This is a genomic window from Burkholderia glumae LMG 2196 = ATCC 33617 (assembly GCF_000960995.1).
Classification (GTDB): domain Bacteria; phylum Pseudomonadota; class Gammaproteobacteria; order Burkholderiales; family Burkholderiaceae; genus Burkholderia; species Burkholderia glumae.
The window spans coordinates 1,174,041-1,186,019 of record NZ_CP009435.1 but is presented as its reverse complement, the minus strand read 5'-3'; the positions used below and the strand labels follow the sequence as shown (position 1 = coordinate 1,186,019).

At 69.4% G+C, this 11,979-nt stretch carries 11 protein-coding genes; 10 read left to right on the top strand and 1 reads right to left on the bottom strand.

The window, feature by feature from the left end; translation table 11 throughout:
* The first annotated feature begins 2 nt into the window (after positions 1–2).
* The 10 genes from KS03_RS17930 to KS03_RS17885 all read left to right on the top strand — a co-directional run bounded on the left by KS03_RS17930 (position 3) and on the right by KS03_RS17885 (position 10,036).
* On the top strand, positions 3–311 hold the full coding sequence (locus KS03_RS17930) for a flagellar protein FliT (RefSeq protein WP_230674527.1): 309 nt from the start codon (positions 3–5) through the stop codon (positions 309–311).
* A gap of 258 nt (positions 312–569) precedes the next feature.
* On the top strand, positions 570–2,942 hold the full coding sequence (locus tag KS03_RS17925; protein ID WP_012734270.1) for a tetratricopeptide repeat protein: 2,373 nt from the start codon (positions 570–572) through the stop codon (positions 2,940–2,942).
* Complete coding sequence (gene vioA / locus KS03_RS17920) at positions 2,942–4,087, top strand: dTDP-4-amino-4,6-dideoxy-D-glucose aminotransferase VioA (RefSeq protein ID WP_026051679.1); 1,146 nt, start codon at positions 2,942–2,944, stop codon at positions 4,085–4,087. Before KS03_RS17925 ends, vioA begins: the two co-directional genes overlap by 1 nt.
* Positions 4,087–5,118 carry a ketoacyl-ACP synthase III gene (locus KS03_RS17915; protein ID WP_012734268.1) on the top strand — a complete coding sequence of 344 codons (1,032 nt, stop codon included), beginning with the start codon at positions 4,087–4,089 and terminating at the stop codon, positions 5,116–5,118. Before vioA ends, KS03_RS17915 begins: the two co-directional genes overlap by 1 nt.
* Before the next feature lie 18 nt (positions 5,119–5,136).
* A complete protein-coding gene (locus tag KS03_RS17910; RefSeq protein ID WP_012734267.1) occupies positions 5,137–5,358 on the top strand; it encodes an acyl carrier protein in 222 nt (73 codons plus the stop codon).
* A 2-nt stretch (positions 5,359–5,360) separates the two neighbouring features.
* Positions 5,361–6,461 (top strand): ketoacyl-ACP synthase III, encoded by a 1,101-nt coding sequence (locus KS03_RS17905; protein ID WP_012734266.1) that lies wholly within the window; start codon positions 5,361–5,363, stop codon positions 6,459–6,461.
* Complete coding sequence (locus KS03_RS17900; RefSeq protein WP_012734265.1) at positions 6,458–7,222, top strand: SDR family NAD(P)-dependent oxidoreductase; 765 nt, start codon at positions 6,458–6,460, stop codon at positions 7,220–7,222. The genes KS03_RS17905 and KS03_RS17900 overlap by 4 nt, the downstream gene beginning before the upstream one ends.
* Complete coding sequence (locus tag KS03_RS17895; protein ID WP_045678867.1) at positions 7,222–7,902, top strand: acetyltransferase; 681 nt, start codon at positions 7,222–7,224, stop codon at positions 7,900–7,902. Before KS03_RS17900 ends, KS03_RS17895 begins: the two co-directional genes overlap by 1 nt.
* Before the next feature lie 8 nt (positions 7,903–7,910).
* Complete coding sequence (locus KS03_RS17890) at positions 7,911–8,969, top strand: aromatic ring-hydroxylating oxygenase subunit alpha (RefSeq protein ID WP_012734263.1); 1,059 nt, start codon at positions 7,911–7,913, stop codon at positions 8,967–8,969.
* A 440-nt stretch (positions 8,970–9,409) separates the two neighbouring features.
* Positions 9,410–10,036 (top strand): LysE family translocator, encoded by a 627-nt coding sequence (locus KS03_RS17885; protein WP_012734262.1) that lies wholly within the window; start codon positions 9,410–9,412, stop codon positions 10,034–10,036.
* 173 nt (positions 10,037–10,209) lie between these two features.
* On the opposite strand, the gene KS03_RS17880 is transcribed toward KS03_RS17885, so the two are convergent.
* Entirely contained in the window at positions 10,210–11,877 is a 1,668-nt protein-coding gene (locus tag KS03_RS17880; RefSeq protein WP_039203950.1) for an acid phosphatase, read from the bottom strand.
* Positions 11,878–11,979: the final 102 nt, after the last annotated feature.

Here is an 11,979-nt window from a genome sequence, read left to right as displayed (position 1 = left end):
ACATGGAACAGCACACCCTGGTAAGCCAGGTCCTGGCGATGACGCACGACATCGAGCGCGCGGTGCGCCTGGCCGACTGGGCCAGCGTCGAGCGGCTGGTGGCGGCACGCAACCCCTACCTGATGTCGATCGAGGCCGAGCAGTCGCCCGAGAGCCTGCTGATGATCCGCGAGATCCAGGCCATCGACGCGGCCGTGCTCGCCGAATCGACGCAGACGCGCGACGAGCTGCAGGTCGAATACCGCAGCGCGATCGAGCGCGTCAACGCGGCTCGCCAGTACAGCCAGACCGCCGCCGCGCTGCACTATTGAGCGCGAACCGATCCGAATAAACACAATTCACGCGCACGAGCGCGTGCTCGTTCACCTCCAAGCCCGCCCCGCGCGGGCTTTTTTTTGCTTCGTCACAGGATTCCGGGGCGCTGCGCCGCCCTGATCCGCCCCCCGTGGAGCGACCCGCCCCCTCACATCCATAAAACTGACGGCGGTTTACCAGTCAGTTCCGGGCTTCGGCAGGCCGCGCGCCGCCGGATAATTTCCATCATTCGCTATCTCCGTTCGAATTCCGCCATGTCCGACCCGATGCCGTCCACCCGCTCCGCGCCCGATGATCCGCAGTTCGACGCGGACATCGCGCTCGTGATGCAGAGCGCGATCGCCTGCCATCACAACGGCGAGTTCGCCGATGCCAAGGCCATGTACGAGGTGGTCATCGCGGCCCGGCCGAACCACGCGGACGCACGCTACAACCTGGCGGTGCTGAACGTGCAGACCGGCAACCCGGAGGCGGCGCTGCCGCACTTCGAAGTCGCGCTCGGCGTCGATCCGAACAACGGCCAGTTCTGGGTGGCCTACATCAACGCGCAGATCGAGGCGGGCCGCGCGGCGGCCGCCTGGGCGATGATCGGCATGTGCCAGCAGCGCGGCATCCGCGGCCCGGCGCTCGACGGCCTGATCCAGCGCCTGTCGATCTCGGAGGAGGGACGCGCGGCCACGGTCGGCACCGCCGCCGCCGGCCACACGGTGGCGGCCACGCCCGCGCCCGCCGCCGACGAGGCGCCGGTCAACGCGGACCCGCGCGGCGGCCTCGCGCGCCGGCCGACCCAGCAGGACATCACGCGCTTCACCGCGCTCTACAACAAAGGCCGCTACGCCGACGCGGTCAAGCACGCACGCACCATGACGGAGCGCTATCCGGGTAGCGCCTATGCCTGGAAGTCGCTCAGCAACGCGCTGCACAAGCATGGCGAGTATCTGGCCGCAGCCGAGCCGCTGGCACGCGCCACCACGCTCGATCCCGCCGACGTGGTGCTCGGCACGCTCTATGCGGACGTGCTGCGCCTGGCCAACCGGCTCGCCGATTCCGAGCGCGAAGCGCGCCGCGTGATCGCGGTGGACGACAGCCATGCCGAAGCGTGGCGCGTGCTGAACATGACGTTGCTCGCGCAGGGCCGCAGCACCGAGGCGATCGCGGCCGGCAACCGCTCGGTCGAACTCGCGCCCGATTCGCTGCAGATGTACGGCTCGCTCGGCGTGGCGCTGAGCGAACTGGGCGCCACCCTGGAGGCCGAACAGGCGTTCCGCCGTGCCCACGAGCTGATGCCGCGCGACGCCGCGATGCACAGCAACCTGCTGTTCTGCATGACCCATGATCCGCAGCTCGACAGCGAGACGATCTTCGCCGCGCACCGTCGCTTCGCCGACATTCACGAGGCGCCGGTACGCTCGCGCTGGCCGCGTCACCCCAACAAGCGCGATCCGGAGCGCAAGCTGCGCGTCGGCATCATCTCGGGTGACCTGTTCAATCACGCGGTGTCGTCATACGTCATGCCGATCCTGGAAGTGCTGCACCGCGATCCGTCTCTGTCGCTGCACGTCTACCACAATCACACCACCGAGGACGGCGTCACCGAGCGCATGCGCGGCTGGACCGACAGCTGGCTGCAGGTGGCGGGCCTGACCGACGACCGTCTGGTCGAGCGGATCCGCTCCGACCGTATCGACATCATGCTCGACCTGTCGAGCCACACCGGCCGCAACCGCCTGACCGCACTCGCGCGCAAGCCCGCGCCCGTGCAAATCACCTGGGTCGGCTATCCCGGCACGACCGGGCTCGACGCGATGGACTACTACTTCGCGGACCGCTACGGCGTGCCGTTCGGCGAGATGGAGCGCCAGTACACCGAAAAAATCATCCACCTGCCGGCGGGCGGTACCTTCAAGCCCGTCGACAACGCCCCACCCGTCAACCTCCTGCCCGCGCTGCACAACGGCTTCGTGACGTTCGGCAGCTTTAACCGTCTGAACAAGCTGCGCCGCGAGGTGATCGCAGTGTGGGCGCGGATTCTGCACGCGGTGCCGAACTCGCGCATGCGGGTCGGCTCGGTTCCGCGCGTGGGCGGTGTGGACATGCTGCTCGAATGGTTCACGGCCGAGGGCATCGCACACCAACGGCTCGACCTGCAGCCGCGCGCGCCGGCCGCCGTCTACCTGCAGCAGCATCACCACGTCGATTTCTGCCTCGACACCTTCCCGTACACCGGCTCGACCACCGCGCTCAACGCGCTCTGGATGGGCGTGCCGACTCTGACGATCCGCGGCGGCACGCTGGCGAGCCGCGCAGGCGCGGTCTGGATGTCGTCGGTTGGACTCGAGCAGTTCGTGGCGGACAGCCCCGACGATTTCGTCGCCCGCGGCATCGCGCTCGCCAATGACGTACAAGGACTCGCCGCGGTGCGACGCGGCCTACGCGATCGCTGCCGGCAGTCGCCGGGCTTCCAGCCCGAGCGCATCGCCAACGCGGTGTCCGACGCGTTCCGGATGGCCTGGCGGCGCTGGTGTGCCGACGAGGCGCCGGCCCCGTTCACGGTGCCGGAGCGCGCCGCTACCGGCGCCAGCGCCGATTCCGCGGCCGCCGAGACCGCCCTCACCGGAGACGCATGATGAACGCCCTGCCGTTACGCGTAGTCGAGCCCCAGGCCGATGAACGCATCTATGTGACGCAGCCGCACCTGCCGCCGCTGGCCGAGTTCCTGCCGTATCTGGAACAGATCTGGGACAGCAAGGTGCTCACCAACGGCGGCCCGTTTCATCAGAGGCTCGAGCAGGCGCTCTGCGAGTATCTCGGCGTCAAGCACCTGGCGCTGTTCACGAACGGCACGCTGGCGCTGGTCACGGCGCTGCAGGCGCTGCGCATCACCGGCGAGGTGATCACCACGCCGTATTCGTTCGTCGCCACCGCGCACTCGCTGCTGTGGAACGGCATCAAGCCGGTGTTCGTCGACATCGACCCGCACACGCTGAACCTCGATCCGAAAAAGATCGAGGCGGCCATCACGCCACAGACGGCCGCCATCATGCCGGTGCACTGCTATGGCCGGCCGTGCGACGTGGAGGCGATCCGCCGCATCGCCGACAACTACAACCTGAAGGTGATCTACGACGCCGCGCACGCCTTCGGCGTGCAGATGCACGACAGCAGCGTGCTGGAGCACGGCGACCTGTCGATCCTGAGCTTCCACGCCACCAAGGTATTCAACACCTTCGAGGGCGGCGCGATCATCTGCCCGGACGCGAAGACCAAGCAACACATCGATCACCTGAAGAACTTCGGCTTCGTCGACGAAGTGACGGTGGTAGCCCCCGGCATCAACGCCAAGATGAGCGAGATCAACGCGGCGTTCGGGCTGCTGCAGCTGGAGTACGTCGACGACGCGCTCGCCAGGCGCGCCGCGATCGACGCGCGCTATCGAGAACTGCTGGCCGACGTGCCGGGAATCCGCTGCGTGCCGCCGGTGGACGTTAAGGTGTTCAATCACTCGTACTTTCCGATTCTGGTGGACGAGCCATTCCCGCTCTCGCGCGACGCGCTCTATCAACACCTGCGCGATCACGAGATCTACAGCCGCCGCTACTTCTATCCGCTGATCTCGGATTTCCCGAACTACCGCGGCCAGCCCTCCGCACATCCGGACAACCTGCCGGTGGCGCGCGACACGTCGCGCCGGGTGCTCTGCCTGCCGATCTATCCGGAACTGTCGGACGCCAACGTGGAACGCATCGTCTCTCTGATTGCGGAGGCGCGCTGATGGCCGCACGCGCCACGATCCTCGACATCGCGAGCCACCTGCCCGCCATGGTGCTCGGCAACGACGCGCTCGCGGCGCTGTACCCGGAGTGGCCGGCCGAGAAGATCCTCGCCAAGACCGGGATACGCGAGCGACGCGTGGCGGCCGACGACGAGACCGCCTCGGACCTCGCGTTCGAGGCCGCGCGGCGGCTGTTCGCTCAGGGCAGCGTGCGCGCCGACGAGATCGATTTCGTGATCCTCTGCACCCAGGCTCCCGACTACGTGCTGCCGGCCTCCGCCTGCGTGCTGCAGCACCGGCTCGGGATTCCGACCCACGCCGGCGCGTTCGACGTGAATCTCGGCTGCTCGGGCTATGTGTACGGGCTGTCGCTCGCCAAAGGGCTGATCGAGACGGGTGCGGCGCGCTGTGTGCTGCTGCTGACTGCCGATACCTATTCGAAGTACCTGCACCCGCTCGACAAGAGCGTGCGCACGCTGTTCGGCGACGGCGCGACGGCCACCGCGATCGGCTTGGACGAGCGAGCGGCCGACGCCGAGGCCGAGCACATCGGCCCGTTCGTGTTTGGCACCGACGGGCGCGGCGCGCAGAACCTGATCGTGCGCGCCGGGCTATTCCGCGAGCCGCGCAGCGCCAAGAGCGCTCGCGAGCACGAGGATGCCTCCGGCAACGTGCGCACCGACGAGCATCTCTACATGAACGGCGCCGAGGTGATGGCGTTCTCGCTCGCAGAGGTGCCGCGCGCGGCTGACCGGCTGCTCGAACGCGCTTGCCTCACGCGCGACGACATCGACTGCTTCGTGCTGCACCAGGCGAACCGGTTTATGCTCGAGGCGCTGCGCAAGAAAATGAAAGTTCCCGAGGATCGCTTCCCGATCCTCATGGAGTACACCGGCAACACGGTATCGTCGACGCTGCCGCTCGCGCTCGAGCAGTTGCGCGGCGAAGGCCGGCTCGCACGCGGCACGCGCGCCATGCTGCTCGGATTCGGCGTCGGCTACTCTTGGGCCGGCTGTCTGTTGAACTGTTAGTTTTAGGCAGGAATTCTAATGAACGCATTCTACGAAGGGCTCGCGGAAGTCTTTGAAATCGACACCGCCGAGGTGTCCCCCGCACTGGTACTCGCCGATTACAACTGGGATTCGCTCGCGATCGTCTCGACCATCGCGCTGGCCGACGACTGCTTCGGCGTGCTGCTCAACGGCCAGGCGCTCGGCAACTGCCAGACCGTGGCCGACATCGAAGCGCTGATCGCGGCGCAGAAGGGCTGAGCTTGAACGCGCCGCTCGCCTTCGCCGGCCGGGAGCTGCGCTCCGGCGGCGCACGCATCGCCGGGGTGGTATCGTGCGTGCCCTCGCACGAGCTCGCCAACGACGCCTTCGTCGAACGTTTCGGCGAGGCTGCCGTGCGAGACGTGGTCAAGATGGTCGGCGTCGAGCGCCGCCGCGTGGCCGCCGCCGGCCAAACTGCCGGCGACCTGTGCCGCACCGCCGGCGACCATCTGCTGCGCGGCCTCGGCTGGCAAGCCGAAGAGGTCGACGCGGTGCTGTTCGTCTCGCAGACGCCCGACTACCGGCTACCCGGTACCGCGTTCGTGCTGCAGGCCGCCTGGGGGCTGCCCGCCGCCTCGATCGCGCTCGACATCAATCTCGGCTGCTCGGGCTACCCACAGGCGCTCTGGCTCGGCATGAATCTGATCCGCAGCGGCGCCGCGCGGCGTGTGCTGCTGGCGGTGGGTGACACCATCAGCAAGCTGGTCGATCCCGACGACCGCGCCACCGCCCTGCTGTTCGGCGACGCCGGCACGGTCACCGCGCTCGAGGCCGACGAGACGGCCGAGGACGCCGTATTCGTGATCGGCTCGGACGGGGCCGGCGTGCCGAACCTGATCGTGCCGGGCGGCGGCTGCCGGGAAAGCGTGGTCGCCGGCACTGCGGCCGACGCGCCGCAAGCCGCGCCCGGGGCCGACCCGCAGCTCGCGGGCCGCTCGCGCGCGCACCTGTTCATGAACGGCGGCGAAATCTTCAACTTCACGCTGCGGCGCATACCGCCGCTCGTCGCGCGCACGCTCGAGCTGGCCGGGCACGGCGTGCCGGACTATGACGCGTTCCTGTTCCATCAAGCCAATCTGTTCATGCTCAAGCATCTGGCGAAGAAGGCTGGCCTGCCGGGCGAGCGCGTCCCCGTCAACCTGAACACCTACGGCAACACGAGCTGCGCGTCGATCCCGCTCCTGATGACCACCGAACTGCGCGGGACGCTCGCCACGCAACGCCAGCGTCTGGCCCTGTTCGGCTTCGGGGTCGGCTACTCGTGGGCCTCGGCCTCGCTCGTGGCCGGCCCGCTTGCCGTCGTCGACACCATCGAATCATGACCGTCTTCTCCGATCACGCCCTCGCGGGCGGCACCTACCTCGTCACCGGCGCCTCGTCGGGCCTCGGCCGCGCCACCGCGGTGGCGATCGCGCGCGCCGGCGGCCGCGTGATCGCCGGCGGGCGCGACGCCGCGCGCCTCGCCGACACGTTCGCGGCGCTGCCCGGCAACGGCCATCGCGCCGAAGTGCGCGCGCTCGACGACGCCGACCTCACCGCCGAATGGATCTCGACACTGACCGAGACGCACGGCGCACTGGCAGGCGTGTTCCACGCGGCCGGCATCGAGCTGATCCGCCCCGCACGCATGACCAAGCAGGCGCAGCTCGACGATACGTTCGCCAGCAGCCTGTTTGCGGCGTTCGGCATCGCCCGCGCGGCGGCGAAGAAGGGCGTGCTGGCCGACGGCGCCTCGCTGGTGCTGATGTCGTCGGTGGCCGCCTCGACGGGACAAGTCGGGATGACCGCCTATTCGGCCGCCAAGGCCGGCGTGGAAGGGCTGATGCGCTCGCTCGCCTGCGAACTCGCGCCGCGCCGAATCCGCGTCAACGCGATCGCGGCCGGCGCGGTGCGCACCGAAATGCATGCGCGGCTCACGCGCGGCAGCCCCGACGAGGCGGTGGCCGCCTACGAGTCGAGCCACCTGCTCGGCTTCGGCGAGCCCGAGGACGTGGCTAATGCCGCGCTGTTCCTGCTGTCCGACGCGAGCCGCTGGGTGACCGGCACGGCGCTCGTCGTGGACGGCGGCTACCGGGTACGCTGATGAATGGGCCGACGAGCAGGCAGACAGGTGCGCCGCACGATGCCGGGCCGCCCGCCCGCTACCTCGTGGCCGGCGGCGGCGCGTTCGCGCGCGAGCTGATCAACTGGGCCGAGGACGCCGCCGACGCAGGCCTCGGGCCACGCGTGACGGGCTTCCTCGACGTGAATCCGCAGGCGCTCGACGGCTTTCCCTACGCGCTCGAATGGCGGGGCGACATCGACACCTACCAGCCCGCCGACGGCGACGCGCTGCTGATCGCGATCGGTGAGCCGCAGGCCAAGCGCGAAGTAGTCGCCCGGCTCGCCGCGCGCGGGGCGCGCTTCGCCTCACTGCGTCACCCGAGCGCGGTGGTCGCGCGCAGCGCGCGGCTCGGCACGGGCGTTGTGCTGTGTCCGCAGGCGGTGCTGTCGGCCGACAGCGAGATCGGTGATTTCGTGGCCGTCAACATCCTGTCGAGCGTCGGTCACGACGTCACGGTGGGGGCCTATTCGACGCTCAGTTCGCACGTCGACCTGACCGGCCACGTGCGGGTGGGTGAAGGCGTGTTCTTCGGCTCGGGCGCGCGCGTGCTGCCGCGCGTGGCGATCGGCGCCGACGCCCGGATCGGCGCCGGCGCCGTGGTGATGCGCAAGGTGCCGGACGGCGCCACCCTGTACGCCGCCCCTGCGAAAAAACTGTGAACACGGCGATGGACTTCGATCTCGAACTGATCACGCGCCACTGGCACCTGGTGGGCCACCGGCGCGAGCTGCCGGCTGACGGCGACTTCGTGCGCTTCGACTGCGCGGCCGGCGAGATCGTCGTGTTCAACGACGCAGGCGAACTCGTAGCGTTCGACAACCGCTGCCCGCACCGCGGCGCGCGCATGTACCTCGACGACAGCGGCAACCAGACGGCCAGCTGCGCCTATCACGGCTGGACCTACCGAGAAGGGCAGCTGATCATCCCTGGCCGCGAGCGGTTCCGCCACTGCTCGATCGAGCGCGCCGCGCTCAACACCTACGCGCTCGAATGGTGCGGCGACTTCCTGTTCGTCGGCATCCGTCCCGCCGCCGACCTGGCCACCCAGCTCGGCGAGTTCGAGCCGGTCGTGGCCGACATCTCTTTCAATATCGACCGGCGGCTCGACCTGAACCGCTACGACTACGGCTGCTACTGGCCGCTCGCGGTCGAGAACGCGCTCGAGCCGTACCACATCGGCGCCGTGCATCCGGGCACGCTCGGCGCGCTCGCTCTCGAGGACGGCGAGAACCGCTACGACGGCGTGAACTCGCTCTGGCGCGCGCCGATCGGCGCCTCGCGCCAGCGCAACCAGCTCGCCAAGCTGCGGCGGCTGTTCGCCATCGACTACCAGTACGAAGGTTATCTGAGCCTGTATCTGTTCCCGTTCACGATGATCTCTTCGACCTATGGCTACTCGTACTCGCTGCAGCACTTCCTGCCGGCGGGCGGCGAGGCAGCCGGGCTCACGCGCTTCACGAGCCGGCTGTACGGCGCTCCCACTAAGGGCGCGACGGCCGACGCCATCATCGAGCCATTCTTCGCCTCCACGGCGCGGCTGAACCGCCAGGTGTTCGACGAGGATCACGCGATCTGCCGGCGGCTGCCGCGCGACGCGTGGTCCACCGCGCCGCTCGCGTTCCCGGCCGACACCGAGGCGAAGATCGACCACTTCCGCGCCTCGTGCCGCGCATTCGACGCGACGCTGAAGCCGGGCGCGCAGGCCGCGGCGAGCTCGGCGGCGTGAGGGGCCCCGGGCGCCGAGCAGCCGTCTTGAGAGTCGAGGGATAGGAAAGCCGGGTTCCGGCGCGCTACCCGTCGGCAGCATCCAACCCGGACGCATCGTTGGCCACGCATGGGCCCGAATCACGGGTCAGCGGCGCGACGCCGACCAACGCGGCCATGCGTTTGCGGATGGCCGCCTGCCCAGCTCGGGCAACTCGGCAAGCAACACGGCGACGCTGGTCGAGCCGAACCGGGCACGCTGCGGGGCAGCCGAAGCCGCGCACGATGCCGCCAAGGTAGCGGGAAGCGGCGCGACCGGCGCCGACAGGCGGCGCGCTTAGCCGGCGTGACGGCTCGGCCGGCCCGCCCCGGCGGTCGGTCAATCCTCCGCACCCGGTTCCGCTTGACAACGGGTAGCCGGCCGTGGATCACTGGTGGCTCATCACCGTCACGGAGCTTCCGATGACCTTCGAAACCTGGCTCGCGTTCGCCAGTGCGTGCATCGTGCTGGTACTGATCCCCGGCCCGACCATCCTGCTCGTGATCGGCGATTCGCTGGCGAACCGTCACGGCTCGTCGTGGAGCACCGTGGCCGGCGTGGCGGCCGGCGACACCATCGCGATGGCCGTCTCGCTGGCCGGCGCGGGCGCGCTGCTCGCGCTGTCGGCCACCGCGTTCACGGCGCTCAAGCTGGCGGGCGGCGCCTATCTGATCTATCTTGGCCTGCGCTCGATCCTGCAGGCGCGGGCAGCCGGCCGGCAGACCGTGCCGGCCGAGCCGAAATCGGCCGCGCGCCGCTTCCTGAGCGCATGGGCCGTCACCGCGCTGAACCCGAAGAGCATCGTGTTCTTCGTTGCGTTCGTGCCGCAGTTCGTATCGCCTCACACCAGCTTCCTGTCGCAGTGCGCAGTGCTGGTGCCCACCTTCGTCTGCATCGCGACGCTAAACGCCGCCTGCTACGCGCGCCTCGCACGCTACGCAGCCTCGCGGCTGACAGGCGCCACGGCACACCGCCGCTTCGCCTGTGGCGGCGGCGCCTTGCTGATCGGCGCCGGCGTGCTGACGCTGCGGATGTCGTCCCGGCATTGAGACATTGACGGCAACGGCGGGACGCGCGAGGCCTGTCGCGCGAACGGCACCATGGCGGGCCGATGCGACGCGCGCCACCCGCCGCATGTACAAACGGGCAGCCGCTTCCGGCTGCCCGTTTTGCCTTCCCCGCGCCGATCACGAAGCCTATCGGCTGACTCGCGCCAACCCGCTCAACCGATCGTCAACGCATTGACCAGATCGCCCGGCGGCGTCGCCCCGCGCGCGGCGAACGCGCGGTCGCGCGCCGCCACGCCGTCGAGCGGCGCGAGCCCGTGGACGCGGCTGATGAAGCGCAGGATCGAGTTGGTGTCGTAGAACGTGTGATCGACGTGGCCGCGCCGCGCGAACGGCGAGATCACCAGCGCGGGAATGCGCGAACCCGGCCCCCAGCGGTCGCCCTGCGGCGGCGCGACCGGATCCCACCAGCCGCCGTTCTCGTCGTGCGTCATCACGATCACGGTATTGGCCCATTGCGGGCCGCGGCGAATGTGCTCGATGACGGTCGAGATGTGCCGATCGCCCGATTCGACGTCCGCATAGCCCGCGTGCATGTTCAGGTTGCCCTGCGGCTTGTAGAACGTCACGGCCGGCAGCTTGCCGGCGTCGATGTCGGCCAGCAGCCGGTTGGTGGACGGATCGTCGCCGAGGCCGGCATCGCGCAGATGGCGGCGGCGCGCCTCGGTGCCGGGCGCGTAGTTCACGAAATAGTTGAACGGCTGATGGTGATACTGAAAGTCCGGCACCATGCCGGTGTCGCGGTGGTCGAGCGCGTATTGCCACGCGCCCGAGTACCAGGCCCAGTCGACGCCCTTTTCCGAGAGCCGGTCGCCGATCGTCGCGTAGCGCTGCGGCGGCAGCACGCGCGGGTTGGTCGGATCGGCATAGGCCGGGTTGCCGCCCTCGAGCGGGCGCACGTTGCTAGGCTGGTACGGCGGCGCCATGGTGTTCACCGCATAGCCGTCGGGCGTGAACAGCCCGTCGTTGACGAACTTGGGCGGGCCGTCGAGTGCCGAGGCCGGCGAATCGTCGGCGAGCTTCAGGCGCGTGCCGGCCGGGTCGTCGCCGTCCACCACCGAGACGAGCGACTTGGCAGGACTGGTCGCGATGTCGGGATAGAACGGCGCCTGCGCCGAGATCAGGAAGATGTGGTTCAGCCAGGAGCCGCCGAACGCCGCCATGAAGAAGTTGTCGCAGAGCGTGTAGTCGCGCGCGAGCTGCCAGAGCCGCAGCGTTTCGGCCGAGTTCCGGTAGTGGCCCATCACCAGCCCGCCCGAATCGGCCCAGGCCGCGAACTGGTCGTTGCGGCCGGCGTTGATCTGCATCTGGTTCTGATAGAAGCGATGCCAGAGGTCGCGCGTGATCACGCCGTTGGGCAGCGGCTTGCCGTGCGCGTCGTGGATCCGGAACGGCGCGTTCTTGAGGCCCTGGATGTCGCGCTCGGCGATCATGTAGCGCCTGCCGTCCACCTCCTGCGCCTGCGGCACCAGCCCGCCCCAGATCGCCGGCAGCCGTGCGAGCGGCGTCTTGCCGTCGCGGTCGAGCTGCGTGTAGCGCTCGGCCGGCACCGTCGAGAGCGGCTGCGCGACGCCCGGGAAATCACCGTACAGGTTCGCGAAGCTGCGGTTTTCGGCGTAGATCACGACGATATGGCGGACCTGCTCGCGCAGTGCGCGATCGACGCGCAACTCGGCCTCGCTGCGCGGCGCGGCGGCCTGCACGCCGCCCGGCGGCGCGGCGCAGGCGCCCAGCGCAAAGCTCGCGCCGAGCGCGGCCAGACCGCCCAGCGCGCGGCGGCGCTCCGGATCGTCGGGGCCGGCGGCGCCCGGCTCGCCGGCCATGCCGCGCAATGCGTCGATGTCGGCGCCAGGGCCGCTCGGATTCGATTTCGGGTCGCTCACGTCGTCGTCCTCCTCGGTCGGTGTGGTGTGTCGGTCAACAAA

What these genes read in the sequence shown, in the direction of transcription:
- KS03_RS17880 (WP_039203950.1), bottom strand. Translation starts at nt 11,877, where the DNA reads ATGGCCGGCGAGCCGGGCGCCGCCGGCCCCGACGATCCGGAGCGCCGC.
- KS03_RS17910 (WP_012734267.1), top strand. Translation starts at nt 5,137, where the DNA reads ATGAACGCATTCTACGAAGGGCTCGCGGAAGTCTTTGAAATCGACACC.
- KS03_RS17915 (WP_012734268.1), top strand. Translation starts at nt 4,087, where the DNA reads ATGGCCGCACGCGCCACGATCCTCGACATCGCGAGCCACCTGCCCGCC.
- KS03_RS17885 (WP_012734262.1), top strand. Translation starts at nt 9,410, where the DNA reads ATGACCTTCGAAACCTGGCTCGCGTTCGCCAGTGCGTGCATCGTGCTG.
- KS03_RS17925 (WP_012734270.1), top strand. Translation starts at nt 570, where the DNA reads ATGTCCGACCCGATGCCGTCCACCCGCTCCGCGCCCGATGATCCGCAG.
- KS03_RS17900 (WP_012734265.1), top strand. Translation starts at nt 6,458, where the DNA reads ATGACCGTCTTCTCCGATCACGCCCTCGCGGGCGGCACCTACCTCGTC.
- KS03_RS17895 (WP_045678867.1), top strand. Translation starts at nt 7,222, where the DNA reads ATGAATGGGCCGACGAGCAGGCAGACAGGTGCGCCGCACGATGCCGGG.
- vioA (WP_026051679.1), top strand. Translation starts at nt 2,942, where the DNA reads ATGAACGCCCTGCCGTTACGCGTAGTCGAGCCCCAGGCCGATGAACGC.
- KS03_RS17890 (WP_012734263.1), top strand. Translation starts at nt 7,911, where the DNA reads ATGGACTTCGATCTCGAACTGATCACGCGCCACTGGCACCTGGTGGGC.
- KS03_RS17930 (WP_230674527.1), top strand. Translation starts at nt 3, where the DNA reads ATGGAACAGCACACCCTGGTAAGCCAGGTCCTGGCGATGACGCACGAC.